Genomic DNA, 17,365 nt, shown 5'->3' with positions numbered 1-17,365 from the left:
TCGGCGGGCGGGCGCGGCGACGACTTTCCAGGAGCCGATCGACATGCTGATGCCCCATCCGGCGATGCTGCGCAGGCTCGTCGAGGAGTACCAGACGCTCACGACCCGAGAGGGCGACGGGGAGGCCGGTGCGGGCCGAAGCGACCTGTGGGCGCAGGACCTGGCCTGCGCACTGTGCGTGTCGACCGGAACGCGCGAGGTGGGCCGGGCCGTGGAAACGGCCCGCCGCCTGCTCGCCGCCTGGCACGACTCCGAGTCGTCGGCGATCGCCGGTTGAGCTGGGCGAACGCACAGGCAAGAGGCAGCGAAAGGAAGAAGGCGACGATGTGAGCACCGGCGGAATCTGGTCGTACCCTCCTGGGAGCGGCCACCAGGAGGGGCATGCCCTCACGGGCTTCACGGTCGAGGCGACCGACGGGGTCATCGGTCATGTCGACCGCCAGGCCGACGACACTCCCCTGCGGCACTTGATCGTCGACACCGGCGCATGGGTGTTCGGCAGGAGTCTGGTGATCCCCGCGGGCACGGTCACGAGTATCGACCTGGAGACCCGGACGATCACGGTGGCGTGTACCCGAGCGGAAGCCAAGGCGGCTCCCCGCTTCAGGACGGACCGCGAGACGCTCGATCCTGAGTACCTGTCCGCCGTCGGTGCCTATTACGCCGCTTTGCCCCATGGTTCGGGCGCAAGCGGGTAGCAGAAGCCACATGCGCGCCCCGAACGGACCACGAGGAGCGGAGACGACAGCGTGCGAGGAATGGTGAAGTGACAGAAACCGAAGTCCTCCTGGTGTCTGCCTGCGATGCTCGGGAAGTGATGGGCATGCCGCCGGCAGCGCACGAGCTACCGTGAGGCCGGTGCAGCGCCGTTCGCCCCGGGACGGCGCGACGGCGCGTACCCGGTCGGTCCCGGTCACCAGCGCGGCGACGGCACGCAGTCACGTGCGGGCGGTCGTGGGAGACCACTGGTGTGCACCGTCCGGCCCGGCGAGTGAGCGAGCCGTCATGGATCTCCTGCTGGTCGTGTCGGAACTGGTCACCAACGCCATACGGCACGGCGGCGGCCTCGCCGGGTTCGAGGTGGACCTTCTTCCCGAGGGCGTGCGGCTGAGCGTGCACGACTACAGCGACGCCGTTCCCTCCGCCGCCTACGGGTCCGGCACACTGCCCCACGCGCACGAGGGCAGCGGCTACGGATGGCCGCTGATCATCCGCCTGTCCCGCGAGATCCACATCGAGTGCCGCCGGAAGGGCGGCAAGACGGTGAGCGTGCTGGTGCCGCTGATGTAAGTGTGCGCTCGTGGGGCGGGCAACTCACCACGGCAGGAACACGTGCACGTCCTTGCCGTCCTCACGCACCACCACGCTGACCTGGTCACACAAGGTGTGGATCAGATACCAGCCGATACCGCCGCCACCGCCCTTGCCCGGGTGGAAGGGGCGCGGGGCCGGTGCGGTAGTGCTCGTGTCGCTGACTGTCACGTGCACACCGTCGTACCCCTTACGCATCGTCACTCCGAACGGCCCCGGGGCGTACTGGATGGCGTTGGCGGCAAGCTCGCTGACGACCAGCAGGATGTCGTCCCGGTACTCGGGCGTCGCCGGCGGTGAGGACCGCGCAAGCTGGGTCAGAAACTCCTCCGCGCCGAGGCGGGCTCCGGTCACATCACCAAATCCCCCGTCAAACCTGACCTCCCAGTCCTGGTTGTCTTCCGAAGACGCTTTGCCGCCCCCATGCGATTCGGTCGCCATCACACCTTCTCCGGCCCGCCCGCCGCCGGCCACGGTGACTTGTCGTACTGCTTCCACCGCTGCTGGTTCCCAGCCACCGCGCGGATACGCGTGCGAAACCGGTGGGAACCGTGACCCCTCGGGATTGTCGTGGTGGAGGGATGGCGAAGCCCATGCGTTCGTACACGTCTGCGGTTGAGGTCCGGGGGAAGTCGACGCGACAGCGGCCCGCCGGGGATGGGGACCGCGACATAGCCATGTGGCCGACAGCAGCGGCATCGGCGAACGGGAACTTCAGGTCCTCCATGCAGAACTCGCGAGCAGCCGCTGCTGCCGCGGCGTGAGCGGCGCTTTCGGTACCCGGGCCGGAAACCGCTGCGGGAGCGGGAGGTGCTGTGCGGGAGCCTGTACGTGCTGCACACCGGAATCCAGTGGGAGTACCTGCCCCAGGAACTCGGTTTCGGCTCGGGGCATGACCTGCTGGCGACGGCTGTGGGACTGGAACGAGGCCGGCGTCTGGCAGCGCCTGGAGTGGGAGGAGTTCCTCGGCCACTTCGAGCGCCGCAAGCTCGCTCTCGGCGACTGCGGACGCGCCTACGGCACCGACTGCGTACATGAGCACGCCCCGTTGACTGAACAAACCACATTGATTGTGCAGTTCAGAACACAGGTGGGGTTGCCGCCCAGTACGGACTGCGGTCGTGATGAACGATCATCTGTCCGGGCGGGATCTGTCGAGGTTGGCCGTTCCTCGGTGGGGTCGGCTGGTGGAGACCGGTGACCGATACGAGCCCTATCGGCTCGTCGACGCCGACGGCGCGGCCGTGGCACCGGTCGCGGTGTTCTTCCAGGAGTTGCTCGCGGCCGGGAAGGCGGCGGCGACCGTCCGCTCCTGTGGCATGGACCTGCTGCGGAGGTGGCGGTTCCTGCAGGCGGTCGAGGTGTCGTGGGAACGAGCGACGCGCGTGGATGCTCGGGATTTCAGCTGCGGGATCCAGCTGACGGTCAACCCGCGAGCGACCACGGCCAAGCGGCGGCCGGCCCGCAGCGTCGGCGCCCCGAATCCGGTGACCGGGAAAATGCCCCCTGGGCTCGGCTATGCCCCGTCGACCGTCGCCCACAGCGAGACGGTGCTGCGCAGGTTCTACGATCTGCACCGTGATGCCGGAACGCGGATTCGGCTTGTGCGGGAATCAACCCGGGAGCAGAAAAGCAACCTCCTTTCGAATGGGATCCTTCGTGCCGTGCCGGACCTGAGAATCCGGGCGATGGCAACGTCGTCCGGTGTGGCGTCGGCGTCGCCCCTGAGGACGGGCCGGGTGCCCCTCGTACTCGAACAGCACGCCGATGCCGTTACGGTCGGCGTGGAGCCGTCCCGCTTGTACGAAATCCCCTCCTGTCGTACGACTCCGTTCACCCTCAGACGGCGGCGGGCTGACATCCAGGTGCCCGACCAGCTGCCGGCCACACGGCTCCGCCCACGCCACCGTCACCACCGCCGCTTGATCACTTCCGTCCCGCATACAACACCCGAGTCCCCGTCGTGAACCGGGCGAGCGCGTCCGGCAGGGGGTCGACGCCGACGCCCGGGGCGGTCGGTACGGGCAGGTGGCCGTCCTGGAGAACGAAGGGTTCGGTGATGTCCTCGGCGAAGTAGCGGCTGGAGGCGGAGGTGTCGCCAGGGAGGGTGAAGCCCGGGAGGGCGGCGAGTGCCAGGTTGGGGGCGCGGCCGATGCCCGTCTCCAGCATTCCGCCGCACCACACGGGCACGCCGTGGGCGGCGGCCACGTCGTGGATGCGACGAGCTTCCGGATAGCCGCCGACGCGGGCCGGTTTGACGTTGACGACCCGGCAGGCGTCCATCGCGATCGCGGACGCCACGTCGCGCGCGGAGTGGATCGACTCGTCGAGGCAGACCGGGGTGGCCAGCCGCTTCTGGAGCTGGGCATGGGCGTGGAGGTTGTTCTCCTCCAGCGGCTCCTCGATCAGCAACAGCCCGAAGTCGTCGAGCCTGCGCAGGTGCTCGGCGTCAGCGAGCGTGTAGGCGGTGTTGGCGTCGACCTGGAGCGGGATTGCGTCGCCGAAGCGTTCGCGTACGGCGCGCACCGGCTCGACGTCCCAGCCCGGCTCGATCTTCAGCTTGATGCGGAGGTAGCCCTCGGCGAGGTACTGCTCGACGTCGTCGAGGAGTTCGGGCACGGAGTTCTTGATGCCGACCGAGACGCCAGCCGGCACCCGTTCGTGGACGGAGCCGAGAAAGGTCGCGAACGACATCCCGTAGGCGCGCAGTTCGGCGTCCAGGAGGGCGGTTTCCAGTGCGGCCTTGGCGAGCTCATGGCCCTTGACGGAGGCCATGGCGGTGGTGACGAACACGGTCGTCGGCTCGGGCAGGGCTGCGACACGCGGCAGCAGGAAGTCCCGGATGACGATCTCGGCGCCGGCGACGAACTCCGAACAATACAGCGGCTGCGGGTCGGCGGCGAACTCCGACCAGCCCTCGGCCTCGTCGGTCACCACATGCAGCAGGAAGGTGTCCTTGCTGGTCATCGTCCCGAAGGAGGTACGGAACGGGGTGACGAGCGGGATGGCGACGTGGAGCAGTTCAACGCGTTCGAGCTTCATTCCTGCTCCTCGCAAGCGGAATGGGAGGGGTCGGAGGGGTTCTTGGAAGTGGCCGGGGACGGGTGGCGGGTCAGCAGGTACCAGCCGTCGCGGGACATGGCCGTCGCGCGCAGGCCCTCGCCGTACGCCTCGGTGAAGATCTCACGCACGGCGTGCCGCCAGTCGAGCGCGAGGGCCGGGTCGGCGGCGCGTAGAGCGACGATGTCCTCGGGCACGCGGCACCACAGCCTGTCCGTGTCGCGCAGGGCGAGCGGGCCGCCGTCCGGTGCCCGGCGCACGACATGGGCGGCCGAGCGGCCCTCGGCGGGGTCGTCCGTCCGCGCGGTCCCGGTCACCAGGTCCCACGCGACGGTCAGCCGGTCGCTCTCGTCGCCGTCGTTCACACCGTCGCTCATCGGGCCGTAGAAGTCGACGAGGTACTCGCTGCCGACGGCACCCAGCTTGACCAGGTTGAAGCGGGCGTTGCGGCTGACCAGCGGGTCGAAGGTCCAGCGCATGGTGGTGGCGCCCCGCTCCAGCGCCCACAGCCGCTGCGCCTGCTTGACCGCGAAGCCGACGCCCCGGCCGGACGCACTCGCCGCGGCCACGAACGAGTACAACTCCCGCTCGGCGGGTGGCCCGAACACCGCCACCGCCGCCCCGGCCAGCCGTTCACCCGACGGCCCGGCGGGGTACGCCGCGTGCACCGCGCCACCGGCGTGCACCAGGCTGTGCAGCACCTCCGAGGGGTAGGGCGGGGTGGCACGCGGCGTCTGCCACACATCGGCGAAGAAGTCGGCCACCGCACGAATTCCGGCCACGTCGTGCACCGTACGGACCGTGATCCCGGCGGTACGGGCCGCGGCGTCGGCGAGGGCGCCCACGTTCGGCGTACCGTCCGGGGCACCGGACCCAGCGGTGGAGCTCGTCACAGCTGTCATGCCTTGAGTCTCCAGGGCCAGGACCTGTCGGCCATTGTCCTCAGGCACAATAAGATCCCAGACCTCTGTTGCGATCAGCCAAGGCCCTCAGCGGTCACCGTCCGATAAGAATGCCGATCGTCCTCATGTGACCGCCACCCACCGAAGAGACCGCTCCGCCCATGGACGCCTGCACCCTCGAGGAACTTCTCGACACCCTCGGCGAGCCCATGTTCCGTGTGCTCACCACCCCGGCCAGCCTCACCGCACCCGTCTCGGAGGTCCTTCTGCACGACGCCAGGGCCCCGTTTCCGCGCAGCGCGCCCGGCGCCCTGCTGCTGTGCGTCGGGGCACGGGCGGGTGAGGTCGAGCCGCTGGCCCGCGATGCCGCGGCGGCCGGAATGGCCGGGCTCGTGGTACGGGACAGGGACGGGCAGCCCGACACAGTGGCGGCGGCGAAGGCCCACGGCCTCGCGCTGCTCACCGTCGACGAGGAAGCCGCCTGGCACCACGTCCACCTGCTGCTGGCGTCCGCGAGCGGTTCCCGGCCCGGCCCCGCGGGGGGCGGGGCCGCCTTCGGGGACCTGTTCGCGCTGGCCAACGCGGTGGCCGCGGCCGTGGGCGGTGCGGTCGTCATCGAGGACGCCCGCCAGCGGATCCTGGCCTACTCCACCGTCCCCGGGCAGGCCGTCGACGAGGCCAGGCGGCAGGGCATCCTGGGCCGCCAGGTACCGAGCAGCCCCGAGAACACCGAGCAATACCGCGTCCTGTTCGCCGCCCCCGGACCCGTGCGCCTCGCCGCGCTCGACGGCGACGAGCTGCCGCGACTTGCTGTCGCGATCCGCGCGGGCGGCGAGACGCTGGGGTCGGTGTGGGCCGTCGACGACGGGCACCTCGGCCCCGATGCCGAGGAGGCGCTCACCCGGGGCGCATCCACGGCCGCCCTCCTCCTGCTGCGGGCCCGGGCAAGCGAGGAACTGTCCCGGCACCTGACGAGCGACTTGCTGCGCCGTCTCCTCGACGGCACCGCCGATCCCGCCGGCGCCGCCCACCGCCTCGGCCTCGCCGCCGACGCCCCGGTCCGTGTCGCGGCCTTCGCACTCGACGGAGCGGTGTCCGCGCCAGACGGAGAACAGACCGCACTGCGGCTGCTGGACCTCGTACGGCTCCAGTGCGAGGCGCGCTACGGGCGGCACGCGTGCGTGCTGGTGGACGGGAGGGTGTACGCGCTGCTGCCGGTGGCCGGTGAGCGCGGTGGGGAGCGGCACAAGCGACTCGTCGAGGACATCGTGCGCCGCGCGGGTCAGGCGCTGCGGGTGCCGGTGCGGGCGGGGCTGGGTGACGTGGTCGCGGACCTGGCGGCCGTGCGCGGCTCACGGGACGACGCCGACCTCGTCCTGCGGGTGCTCGGGCCGGACGAGGATGTCGCTGCCGTGACCGACGTACGCCCCCGCGTCACCCTCCTCCGGCTGCGTGAACTCATCGGCAAGCAGCGGGAGTTGACGGAAGGAGCCTGGCGGGAGGTGCTGGCGTACGACGCCGAGCAGGGCACCGACTACGCCAGGACCCTGGTGTGCTGGCTGGACGCCGGATGCGACATGGCGCGCGCGGCGAAGCTGCTCGCCGTGCACCCCAACACCTGCCGGTACCGCATCAGGCAGGCGCAGCAGCACCTCGGCATCGATCTGGACGAACCGGACGAGCGGTTGGTGCTGTGGTTGCAGCTGCGGACGCTCGGTGGCCTGCGGGGCACCGACCGGTGATTCCCACCTGCGGGCAGGCCGTAGACGGGAATCACCGGTTGGCGTTCAGCCGCTCAGCCAGGCCGCCAGCCGGGCCTCGCACTCCCGCAACTGCCCCACGGGCACGTACTCCCCGGCGGTGTGCGCGAGCGTCGGGTCGCCGGGGCCGTAGTTGAGCGCGGGCGTGCCCAGCGCGGCGAAGCGGGCGACGTCGGTCCAGCCCAGCTTGGGGCGGGGGGTGACACCCAGAACCTCGACGAGCGAGGCGACCGGGCCCTGTCCGAGCCCGGGCAGCGCGCCCGGCACGACCTCGGTGACCTCGACGTCGTACTCGGGGAAGAGTCCGCGCAGATAGGCCTCGGCCTGCCCGGCCGAACGGCTGGGCGCGAAGCGCAGGTTGACCGTGATCACACAGGTGTCGGGGACGACGTTCTCGGCGATGCCCGCGCGCACGGCGACCGCGTTCAGCCCTTCGCGGTACTCCAGGCCGTCGATGACGATCCGCTCGGCGGCGTGGTCGTCGAGGCGCCGGAGCACGGCGGCCGCTCGGTGCGCGGCGTTGACGCCCTTCCATGAGCGGGCGGTGTGCGCGCGCTCGCCGCGCACCGTGATGTCCGCGTTCAGGACGCCCTGGCAGCCCGCCTCGACGCCCGCGTCGGACGGCTCCATGAGGATCGCGAGGTCCGCCTTGAGCAGCTCGGGGCGCTCGGCGGCGATGCGGTTCAGGCCGTTGCGGTCACCAGACACCTCCTCGCACTCGTAGAAGACGTACGTGACGTTGCGCACCGGTGCGGTGAGGGTGGCCGCGAGGCGCAGGGCGACGGCGACGCCGCCCTTCATGTCGCACGCTCCGAGCCCGTGGAGCAGCTCACCGTCCAGCCGGGAAGGAAGGTTCCCGGCGGCCGGGACGGTGTCCAGGTGGCCGCCGATGACCACCCGCTCGGCGCGGCCCGAGTCGGTGCGGGCCACGAGGGAGTTGCCGATGCGTTCCACCGTCAGGTGCACGCAGCCGCGCAGGGCGGACTCCATGGCGTCCGCGAGACCGGTCTCGTCCCCGCTCTCGGAAGGGATGTCCACCAGGGCCCGCGCAAGATCCACCAGGTCGCCGGTCGGGTTCAGCGAGGCCATACGACGGTCTCCTCCTGCGGAGCTGCCGGCCGGTTCAGCCGGGAGTGCTTGATGCCGTAGAGCGCGTAGATCGCGAACCCGACCGCCATCCACAGCCCGAACGCGATCCAGGTGTCGGTGCCGAGCCCCCACATCACATAGCCGCAGCACAACATGCCCAGCAGGCACGTCACCGGCGCGAGCGGTACCCGAAAGCTGCGCGGTGCTGCGGGGCTGCGCCGGCGCAGGATCAGCACGGCACAGTTGACCAGCGCGAACGCGAACAGGGTGCCGATGCTGGTGGCGTCGGCGAGAGCGCCCAGCGGCACCAGTGCGGCGAGCACCATGACGAACGCGGACACGATGACCGTGTTGGCGCGGGGCACTCCGGTCTTCGAATGCACCTTGGCGAACACTGGCGGCACGAGCCCATCGCGCGCCATCGAGAACAGGATGCGGGTCTGCCCGTACTGCACGGCGAGGACAACACTCGTGGTGGCGACGACCGCGCCGACGGACAGCAGGATCGGCCACACGTTACCGCCGCCGACCGAGCGGACCAGCACCTCGCTCAGAGTGGCCTCGGTACCGGCGAACTTCTGCCATGGCATGGCGCCGACCGCCGCGATCGCCACCGCGCAGTAGAGCGCCGTGATCAGCCCGAGGGAGAGGAGGATGGCGCGCGGCAGGTCACGCTGCGGGTTCTTGGCCTCCTCGCCGGCCGTGGACGCGGCGTCGAAGCCGATGTACGAGAAGAACAGCGAGGCGGCGCCCGCGCTCACACCCGCCATGCCGAGCGGGAACAGCGGCTGGAAGTTCCCGGCGCGGAACGCCGTGAAGGCGACGGCGCAGAACATCACCAGGGCGGCCACCTTCACCGCCACCATGATCGTGTTGACGAGGGCGCTCTCGCGTGCGCCGCGCAGCAGCACCACCATGGCGAGGACGACGATCGCGGCGGCCGGAACGTTCAGCACGCCGCCTGCGCCGGGCGGGGCGGCAAGCGACTCCGGCAGCGTCCAGCCGACGGTGAGCTCCAGGAGTTCGTTCACGTACTGGCCCCAGCCGACCGCGACGGCGGCGACCGAGACGCCGTATTCCAGCACCAGACACCAGCCGCAGACCCACGCGACCAGCTCGCCGAGCGTGGCGTAGGCATAGCTGTACGAGGATCCGGCGCCCGGGATCATGCCTGCCAGCTCGGCGTAGGACAGGGCGGAGAACAGTGCGGTGATCCCGGCGAGCACGAAGGAGATCACGACGGCGGGGCCTGCCTCGGGCACCGCCTGGCCGAGGACGACGAAGATCCCGGTGCCGAGGGTGGCGCCCACGCTGAGCAGCGTGAGCTGTGTGAGCCCCATCGTCCGCCGCAGCTCACCACCACGGGCCTCGGCGACCAGATCGGCGACGTCCCGCCGCCGCGTCAACCTGCTCGCAGTCCCGACCTCACCCGCGGGTGTTTGCGGTCTCGTCTGCACAGTGTCCACGCGCCACTCCTCTCATAGCTCCCGTTCCGGCCCTTGATGATGCGGAAGGGCGGGGTGGGGAGGGGTGTGCGTGGTGGCCAGGACAGTGAGAGGTGCTTTGGCCTTCTGGCCAATGCCGGAGGTGGATGTGTTCGGCATTCCGAAGGCTGCGGCCGTCCGCGTGATCAACTGTCTCGGACCGGGCAATACGGTGGTCGGACCCCGGCGGGGTCATGTCCGCGTGCTGGAACGCCCGGCGGCGGAGTCGTGAGCGGGTCAGGCATGGAACTGGTTCGCCGGGACCGGGAGCCCGTCATGCTCGCGCAGGGTCGTGCCCTCCTACTCCTCATGGAACAGCCCCTTGCCACGCAGGATCGGCAGCGCGTGCTCGAAGAGGGCCGCCAGGCCCGACGGTAGGACGGGCGCCGCGTCCGCCCCCGAGCCGGGAGATGATCTGCCGGACCGTCAGCTTCTTAGGCACCGCGAGATCGATGATCAGTCCGGAACGGCTCTGCCAGCCTTCCAGCTTCGGCCTGGCGAGGATGAAGTCCGGTAGACGTGCGTGGAGTTCGAAGACCGACGGCTCGGTCCTGGACGCGACGACGGCCTCGGACTCCCAGCCTTCCCAGGGTGCCTTGGCGACCCTGCTTGTTGCGGGTCGACGACAGGGTTGCGATGAGGCCGACCCTGCTGGTCGCCTGGGACAGCGCGGTCAGCGGGGTCAGTGGTTCGAGCCGGCCCGGCGACCGGAACTCGCCCGTGCCGCTGAGGGCGGGGCCGTCCGCGACGAACAGCGGGTCGAACTTGGCGCTCTCGGCCGGCTGCGCCCGCTCGATCCAGTGCCGCAGGTCGAAGTCGGCCCGGGGATTCACGACCTCCACGCCTTGCTGCTCCAGCCAGCTGCCTGACCGGACTCCGCGCGGACTCCGCCGTAAGAGCGCATCACGAATCGGTGCCGGGACAACCCGATCGGAGTAGGCAGACGAGGCGCGAAGTGATCTTGTGATGCATGCGACGGCCACGGCCGGACGATCCGGAGGCTTCGAGATCGTACCCAAAGCCGAACCTACCGCTGGGGGATGGTGAGCTCGCGGCCATGGTAGAAGCCTTCCCGTTCCTCGACGACGTAGGGGGCCATGGCCGCACGCCGTTGCGCCTCCGGCTCGGAGGACCGCCACGAGTCGCAGGCCTCCTGGGAGTCCCAGAACGACACCCCGGTGATCTCCTGTCCGTCCTCGGACCAGTACGCGAAAGCGCGACGCATACCCTGAGGTAAGGTAGCCGGCTGCCAGGCCTTCTCAAAGTCCTCCAGGGTGCCGGGTCGAATGCGCCGCGTCGTCACCCAGACGAAGTGCTCTTCCATCGCATCATCCTCCGCAACGCCGGTTCGGCTCGCCGAGTTCTCTTCGACCACCGTAGGCCCGCGGCACGTTCTTTGCCTGCGGTGGTGGACGTCCGCGCGCCACCGCACTGCGCCGGAGCACCATCAAGGGGTGGGCGAAAGACGACGGTGCGCCGAGCCGCTTGATGTGCTGACCACAGTCGCTCGCTCTTCGCAGACGTTGCCCGCTGTCGCGTGCGCCGCTCTGGCCTTTCCGGAAAGCCGACGATGGGGGTCAACGGTCGTTGCCGGCGAGGAGTTCCTGACGCCGTGGCCAGTGAGAGCGCAGCGCACCGAGGAGCATGCTGCGGTGACGGCGGATTTGGGGCATCGCCTCCTCCAGTCGGTCTCTCTGTCATGGTCTGTCATTCTTTCCGTGACCGACTGGACTGCAGCTAGGGCACGTCACCAATGATCGTCGGGCGGGCGAGCGCTGCCAAGGGCATCACGCGCCTCGGCTGGTGCGTGACGCTGTGGCGACGAGTACTCGAAGACAACTCGGAGTCTGTCGAGACAGGACGCAGAAGCCATGGACTCTGTTGTCTCGCCGTTGTCGCAGGATCCGCGCTGACCGCGTCGCACCCCGCGCTCGGCGGCCTCACGTTCTCGGCAGTCATCGCTGTACGGAGGCTTCCGGCCCGGGCTCATGCGCACGGCTGGTGAGATGAATGCCCTGCGGAGTCCCCCGGCCGCATCATCGTATGAGTGGCAGGGGGGACGCGTCCTGCGCTGCTCGCTTCGCTGGTGCGCCTGCCATGAGTGGACCCGTCATTCCCCCTGAGATGCCCTGTGTGTTCAAGAAGGACCCGGTGCGGACGGACCGCGGTCGGAACTGAACGGCGGTACCGCCTCCAGGCCGGCCGTCATGAATCCAGCACTAGAAACACGGCTACTTCAGGGGTTCTGACCTTCTTCCGGGAGCCCGTCGGTACCTCGCTGATCACCGGACCGACCATGTCCACCAGGCTGACGCTGCGTCGCAAGTCGTCATCAGGGCCCGGACGCGGAACGCGGCTGGGCCCGCCCGTCAGGTCGCTGGCCGCTGCCTGACGCACTCTCACAACTGCCCGTGAAGCGTCGGTAGGATCTGAGGGCGTCACAGTTGTGCCGGTAATAGTGACGCCATGCTGCTGCCAGCTACCGGGTGGGAGGTTCGACGCAGCTTCGAGCCGTCCTCCGGGGTGAACCGGCCGATGAAGGTGTTCTTCGGGGTCAAGGTGGTGAAGAGCACGGCGCGCCTTGCTCGCGGTCCGGTCCCAGGACGGTGGGGGTCAGTCGAAGTCGAAGGTGGCGACGACGGGGGCGTGATCGGATTCGGGGTACTTGTCGTCGGTGGCGAAGGCGATGGTGTCGTCGTGGAGGATCTCGTTGTGGATCTCTGAGCCGCGGTAGTGGGCGAGGAGGTTGCGGGTGACGAGCATGTGGTCGATCATCTGGCCGCGGCCGTGATGGAAGAGGGTATAGCGGGCCTCTGGCTGCCCCAGCGCAATCGGTTCGGGCACGACTGAGGGAAGCAGCGGAGCCAGCCGCGGGAGCCAGAGATCCTCGAACTCAACCTGCTCGACCGCGTCCGCAATGCGAGGCAAGCGGACCACCAGGTCGTCACCGAGGCGATAGATCGCGTAGAACTCCTCGACCGAGGCGTCGGCGGCGCCATGGACGATCAACGCCATCTCGACGTCGTCGGGGTCTCGGCGCTCCATGGCGTCCCGGAGCAGCCGGAGCGCCAGGCCCCACCGTCGGACTCGCCGAAGTGGGCGAGCACCTCGTCGACGGTGCGCGTCGGGGGCGAACACGGTGCGACCGCCAGGCCCATGACCAGATCCTGCTCCTCAGGGTCATCGCCTGACCACGTCCCATGCGGTGATGTCCTCGTTGAAGAGCTTGAGCGCGTCACGGCCGCTAGGCCGATGTTCCCATGTGAGGTTGTTGAACGCCCCAGGTCTTGGGTGAACTCGAGCAAGATCATTCTCGCCGGGAATTCCTGTACGTCGGCCGTGGACATGTGCAGGACGGTGCCGTCGCACACGAGCCGGATCCCATCCTGCTCAAGGTCTCGCCGTCTGGGGGCCTGACGCAGGAGTTCGTACATGTCTGCGATCTTCCGCTGTGCCATGGCCTCGTCCTCACCTGAGTTCGACGGAGTATGAGGCGCCGGGAAACTCCCATCCGTCGGTGCCTTCGCCGATGTCCGCCACGATGATGTCGTCGATAAAGTGGTCTTCGAACTCGTCGTCGGTGAGCTCGCCGGCCAGCCAGAGTTCCTCGATCTCGGCCCAGTCGCCCCGGCTGCCGTCGATGCGCAGGGGCGCCGCCCGGCGGTTGCCGCGTTCGCGCTCGTCGTCGCCCGTCTTGACGACGCCGCTGATCTCGTACTGGCCCCTCTTGACGTGGTCGGGGATCGCAACGGCGGGGACGACGGCGGCGTTCTCGTACGCGGTGTGGATGATGTCGATGTAGCTGCGGCGGATGTTGTACTCGGGATCAGACAGCCAGTTGATGAGGGTCGTCGTGGTCACGTGGAGGCCGGCGTCCTCCAGGGCCTGGTAGCCGCGGTGGGTCGTGGTGAGGTGGCTGAGCTGGGCGTGCCAGTGCTTGGCCGTGTACGACGAAAGCCGGTGGCGGGGGGTGACTTGGGAGCGCAGGAGATCGTTGAGGGCGGCGCCCAGGGAGCCTCCGCGGCCTGTGGGCCCGGCCATCAGTCGTCACCCTCGGGAATGATCTCGCCGGGCTGGATGAACTTGGCCTTCACTTCGCCGAAGCCGGTCCCGATCCGGTACGTGGGGGGCGGCGTGCCGCGGGGCGTCCAGAAGACGGCCGCGTCGACGTTACGCAGGGCGATGAGCTTGTGCCCGTCCTGGACGGCCCTGAAGGCTACCGACCAGTGACGGACGGATGCCTCGGCGACCATGCTCATGCGCCAGTCGGGCCGCCAGAACGGGGACCGCTGTTCCGCGCGCTTGGGCCACAGCAGGCGCAGCGCGATGGACAGCCGGGTCTTGTACGCCTTGTAGGGGTCACCGCCGACCTGGACGAGCTCAGTGCGTGCCTTCCGGGTGGCCTCGTAGAACGGCTTGAAGAGAGACTCGTTGGCCTTCCCGGTCCAGGAGTCGTGAATGGCCGGGGCGGCGGCGAGGTGGCCTTCGCGGACGAGTTTCTCGAGCTGTTTGATGTGCGGGGTAGTTACCCACACGCGGCCCTGGTCGTCGGGCCGTTCGATCATCCGCCCCAGGGGGTGCGGCATGTCGGTACGGCTCCACTGCGGGATGTCGATGAGGTAGATCCCGGCCTGGGTCTTGTCGAAAGCGTCCAGGGGGCCGGTGTGCAGCAGCTTGTTCGGGGCGAGGGGAACGGCCGAACAGGCGGACGGGTAGCTGCCGTTACGGTCGATCAGGCACAGCACGCCCTCGCCGAACGAGTCGGGCACGTCGAGCTGCTCGCGCCGGACGCGCTTGCCGTTCGCCTTGATGTGCGGAACGCGGGCGAGGGTGACGCTGGGGTGGACCCAGCGAGGCTCGCCGTCCATGTCCTCACTGATCAGCGGCCACGGGCCGCTGTCGCGTTCCTCGGTGCGGATGACCGGGATCGGGTGCATCTTCGAGCGGGCGACCGCGTCTTTGAGGATCCTCAGGGCGGGGAAGACCGCTCCTTCGGGCTCGTCCTCCTCATCCCCCGGTACCAGACCGTCCCCGTCCTCCTCTTCTTCGTCGGCGTCGGGGATTTGCCCACGGTCGGCGGTGGGCTGGATTCCGGCAGCGGCAGGCTGCCCGGTGGTGCCCGCGGACGCGGCGGTGCCGTACGCCTGCAGCGCGGCGGCGAGTCGGCGGCCCTCGGCGGTGTCCGGCAGCTGCGGCGGCGCCGCAGCCGTCTCAGCGAGGCAGGGCCCGAGTTCCGCGAGGGCTTCGGGGTCGCCGTTGGTCAGTGCGGTGCGCAGTGCCGCCAACACGTGGGTGACGGAGGCCGGCAGGCCCTGCTGGGCACCGGACGTGTAGGGAAGCGCTGCTGCAGCGAGCTCCTGCTCCACCGCATTGCCCAGGATCTGCGCGGATCCTTCGCCACCCGCGCGGCCGACGGGGGTGGCGCCGGCGTCGAGGAAGCGGGCGTGCAGCAGGTCGGGGCGCAGGTACGCCGAGCCGATCGTGCCGAAGTCGCGTTCCGCGACCGTCACCTGGACCTTGGCAGGGTCCTCGGTCGGAGTGAGCGTCACCAGGACGTCGGCGTCCAGGAGGCCCAGGAGCGTGGGATCGGTGCTGTCCACGATGGCGAGCACCGGCACGTGCAGGGTACGCGCGAGGGAGGCCAGGACCTGGGAGGCGTCTGGGAGACGGTCACCCGACAGCGGGAGGCGGGCGTTGCGGGCGGCCTGGAGCCGGTCCACGACCACGAGGGCGAGGTCCTCGACGTACGGGGCGGTTTCTGCGATCGCCTCGGCGGTCAGGTCGCTGCCGTCGTCGATCAGTAGCGGTGCTTGGACCAGCTTCCGGGCGACTTGCTGCTCTTGCTCCGTGAGGCGGCCCTGCTTCAGGCGGGGGTAGTCGCCACTGGTCTCGGCGGAGATGATCCGGCGCATGATGTCGGCCTGGTTCGGCCCTGACGCCGCGTAGAGGACCTTGTGGTTGTCGACGAGCGCGGTCTGCCGTGCGGCGGCCAGTCCCAGCAGGCTTCCACCGACGTTCGGAGCGGCAGCTACGAGCGTCAGGCGGCCTGACTGGAGACCGCCTGTCGCCGCGTCCAGACCGGGCAGCCCGAACGTCGTGCTGCCGACTGGGCCTGAGGTCAGTGCAGCGCCGATGGCGTCGCCCAGCGTGGTGAGCCTGCGCGGTGCGCTCTTGCGTTCCGGGTGGCCTTGGCTGTTCACCGCACCTCCTGCGGGCGCCGCGGCTGCGGCTGCGGCCGGATCGGCTGAGTGGGTACCGGCGACGACGTCGGCGGGCAGCAGTACCGCGACCGGTGTGGTGTTCCGCAGGAGCACTTGCGGCTGTCCCTGGGCAGCTCGCGTGATGAGGTCACCGAAGTCCTTCTGCGCCGCACTGAGAACGTGGGACGGCAGGGCCTCGGTCTTCCGTGCTGCGGGGAGGCGGTCGAGGGGTGCCAGCAGGACGCGTTCCTGCCGCTTCTGGCCCTTGTAGATCAGGGTCGTGCGCGCGTCTTCCTCGGCGCGCTTCACGAGGGTGTAGAGGGCGTTGCGTGCCTCGGTCGCGTTCATCGCGGCCTCTTCGTGTGCCGACTGACTCACTCACCCTCCCATGCCTAGCAACTAACCCCGAGAATAGCCGTATCCACACATTGGACGCCTCAAAGTCACACCAATTTTTATGAATCTCACTCATAGGTGATGATTTTTGGTGCGAGTTGACTGCCGCGAATGCGGAGCTGCCCGGGACCGCGGCCTAGGCGCCGCAGACGGAAGGCCGGGACCTCAACAGCCGGCCCCGGCCTTCCACTCAGGCCGCCCGCAGGCGGTCACACCGCGCCCGGCACGGCCTCAGCTCCGCGAATTCGGCTCCTGGTCCGGCGCTTCGGATGCCTCGTTATACGCGAGATGCCCGACCGCGGAGTGGGCCGTGCTCAGGTTGCCGTGCAGGCCACCCGCGAAGTCCCGAGCCCGGCCGGACGACTCGGTGAAGCGCTCGAGCACCTCGTCGAGCGGCTCGCCCCGGCAATCGGGCACCAGGGGTCCCCTGTCGTGGAGGCCGCGAACAGCGTCTCATCAGGGGTGTCCTGCGTTCCGCCGCCCTGCGGCCGCACCCTCGACGGCGGGATCAGCGGCTTCGCGATCTCCCACAGCCCGTCCGGAACAAACCAGCTCCACGTACCCCGGCGAAGCGTTCCGCGAGCCCACCTACGGGAACTGCTTCTCCTCGCGGCCGATGTCGTCGATCGGGCCGAGGATCGTCCAGCCGGCCCCGAGGGGGCGGGTGGAGCGGAAGCCGTGGGCATCCGCGTACTCCTCGGCCTCCCCCGCGGTGTCCTCCGGGGCGCGCATGATCGTGTAGCGCGGGGGGTCCTCGTGGTAGAAGCGGTAGAACGTGCGGCCCTCGTCCTTGGACTGGTAGAGGATCACGCTGACGCCCCAGAGGGCGTCGTACACCTTCTGATCACGCGGGGGCGTCGTCGTGCACGTGTCGGAGGGGCGGCCGGGCTCGCGGACGCAGGTCCGGTACCGGCTCCAGTCGATGCGTTCGGCGCGGGGGTGTTCCGCGATCAGCTTCCGCATCCGGGCGTCGGCCCGGGCGAAGGCGTCCTCGCGGCGGTCGTACTCCTGCTGCAGCCGGTTGAAGCGCTGCTCGTCGAAGCCACTGCCGAAGTGGGCCTCCAGGCCCGCGAGGACGGCGACCCGCCAGGCCAGGTACCCGGCCATCACGACGAGCAGCGTGACGACCAGGACCCGGACCGGCGAGCGCCTGTGGGGCATCA

General features: G+C 69.6%; 16 protein-coding genes and 2 pseudogenes. 6 read left to right on the top strand and 12 right to left on the bottom strand.

The annotated features are described in order from the left end of the window. The first annotated feature begins 43 nt into the window (after positions 1 to 43). The 3 genes from IF78_RS0135195 to IF78_RS0135185 all read left to right on the top strand — a co-directional run bounded on the left by IF78_RS0135195 (position 44) and on the right by IF78_RS0135185 (position 1,290). Entirely contained in the window at positions 44 to 277 is a 234-nt protein-coding gene (locus IF78_RS0135195) for a DUF5133 domain-containing protein (protein ID WP_031486627.1), read from the top strand. Positions 278 to 326: 49 nt separating this feature from the next. Further along, positions 327 to 698 carry a hypothetical protein gene (locus IF78_RS0135190; protein WP_031486626.1) on the top strand — a complete coding sequence of 124 codons (372 nt, stop codon included), beginning with the start codon at positions 327 to 329 and terminating at the stop codon, positions 696 to 698. Between the two features lie 160 nt (positions 699 to 858). Next, entirely contained in the window at positions 859 to 1,290 is a 432-nt protein-coding gene (locus IF78_RS0135185) for an ATP-binding protein (protein ID WP_051828419.1), read from the top strand. Between the two features lie 24 nt (positions 1,291 to 1,314). Here the strand turns inward: IF78_RS0135185 and IF78_RS0135180 are convergent, their stop codons facing one another. Further along, entirely contained in the window at positions 1,315 to 1,752 is a 438-nt protein-coding gene (locus tag IF78_RS0135180; RefSeq protein ID WP_031486624.1) for an ATP-binding protein, read from the bottom strand. 306 nt (positions 1,753 to 2,058) lie between these two features. On the opposite strand from IF78_RS0135180, the pseudogene IF78_RS46875 reads away from it, so the two are divergent. Then, a pseudogene (locus tag IF78_RS46875) lies at positions 2,059 to 2,263 on the top strand (transposase); the annotation flags it as partial. A 235-nt stretch (positions 2,264 to 2,498) separates the two neighbouring features. Continuing rightward, positions 2,499 to 3,278, top strand: a complete 780-nt coding sequence (locus tag IF78_RS45185; RefSeq protein ID WP_051828403.1) for a hypothetical protein — start codon at positions 2,499 to 2,501, stop codon at positions 3,276 to 3,278. On the opposite strand, the gene menC is transcribed toward IF78_RS45185, so the two are convergent. Further along, positions 3,238 to 4,353 carry an o-succinylbenzoate synthase gene (menC, locus tag IF78_RS0135170; protein ID WP_031486622.1) on the bottom strand — a complete coding sequence of 372 codons (1,116 nt, stop codon included), beginning with the start codon at positions 4,351 to 4,353 and terminating at the stop codon, positions 3,238 to 3,240. The genes IF78_RS45185 and menC overlap by 41 nt on opposite strands. Continuing rightward, positions 4,350 to 5,273, bottom strand: a complete 924-nt coding sequence (locus IF78_RS0135165; protein ID WP_234439932.1) for a chorismate synthase — start codon at positions 5,271 to 5,273, stop codon at positions 4,350 to 4,352. Before IF78_RS0135165 ends, menC begins: the two co-directional genes overlap by 4 nt. A 161-nt stretch (positions 5,274 to 5,434) precedes the next feature. Between IF78_RS0135165 and IF78_RS0135160 the strand changes: the two genes are divergently transcribed. Further along, entirely contained in the window at positions 5,435 to 7,015 is a 1,581-nt protein-coding gene (locus tag IF78_RS0135160; RefSeq protein WP_031486620.1) for a PucR family transcriptional regulator, read from the top strand. A 45-nt stretch (positions 7,016 to 7,060) separates the two neighbouring features. Here the strand turns inward: IF78_RS0135160 and dapE are convergent, their stop codons facing one another. From dapE to IF78_RS0135100, 9 genes and pseudogenes are all read right to left on the bottom strand, one after another. Next, entirely contained in the window at positions 7,061 to 8,122 is a 1,062-nt protein-coding gene (gene dapE, locus IF78_RS0135155) for a succinyl-diaminopimelate desuccinylase (protein WP_031486619.1), read from the bottom strand. Continuing rightward, positions 8,110 to 9,588 carry an amino acid permease gene (locus tag IF78_RS0135150; RefSeq protein ID WP_031486618.1) on the bottom strand — a complete coding sequence of 493 codons (1,479 nt, stop codon included), beginning with the start codon at positions 9,586 to 9,588 and terminating at the stop codon, positions 8,110 to 8,112. The genes dapE and IF78_RS0135150 overlap by 13 nt, the downstream gene beginning before the upstream one ends. Before the next feature lie 1,045 nt (positions 9,589 to 10,633). Next, positions 10,634 to 10,831, bottom strand: coding sequence for a hypothetical protein (locus tag IF78_RS0135130; RefSeq protein WP_234439931.1), 198 nt, complete (start codon positions 10,829 to 10,831; stop codon positions 10,634 to 10,636). A gap of 1,388 nt (positions 10,832 to 12,219) precedes the next feature. Continuing rightward, the gene (locus IF78_RS50695) at positions 12,220 to 12,651 is read right to left on the bottom strand and encodes a phosphotransferase (protein WP_031498611.1); all 432 of its coding nucleotides are present in this window, start codon (positions 12,649 to 12,651) and stop codon (positions 12,220 to 12,222) included. Positions 12,652 to 13,074: 423 nt separating this feature from the next. Next, entirely contained in the window at positions 13,075 to 13,647 is a 573-nt protein-coding gene (locus IF78_RS0135115) for a hypothetical protein (protein WP_031486613.1), read from the bottom strand. Continuing rightward, on the bottom strand, positions 13,647 to 16,184 hold the full coding sequence (locus IF78_RS0135110) for a DnaB-like helicase C-terminal domain-containing protein (protein WP_234439930.1): 2,538 nt from the start codon (positions 16,182 to 16,184) through the stop codon (positions 13,647 to 13,649). Before IF78_RS0135110 ends, IF78_RS0135115 begins: the two co-directional genes overlap by 1 nt. A gap of 249 nt (positions 16,185 to 16,433) precedes the next feature. Continuing rightward, positions 16,434 to 16,619 (bottom strand): hypothetical protein, encoded by a 186-nt coding sequence (locus IF78_RS48650; protein ID WP_031486611.1) that lies wholly within the window; start codon positions 16,617 to 16,619, stop codon positions 16,434 to 16,436. Beyond that, positions 16,589 to 16,735, bottom strand: a pseudogene (locus IF78_RS49235) (IS5/IS1182 family transposase); the annotation flags it as partial. The pseudogene IF78_RS49235 and the gene IF78_RS48650, both read right to left, overlap by 31 nt. Positions 16,736 to 16,790: 55 nt before the next feature. Continuing rightward, positions 16,791 to 17,363 carry a hypothetical protein gene (locus tag IF78_RS0135100; protein WP_199921447.1) on the bottom strand — a complete coding sequence of 191 codons (573 nt, stop codon included), beginning with the start codon at positions 17,361 to 17,363 and terminating at the stop codon, positions 16,791 to 16,793. Positions 17,364 to 17,365: the final 2 nt, after the last annotated feature.

Source organism: Streptomyces bicolor (assembly GCF_000719285.1).
In the GTDB taxonomy this organism is placed as follows: Bacteria; Actinomycetota; Actinomycetes; order Streptomycetales; family Streptomycetaceae; genus Streptomyces; species Streptomyces bicolor.
The sequence above is the reverse complement of the archived record's forward strand: the minus strand, read 5'-3'. Positions and strand labels throughout refer to the sequence as shown.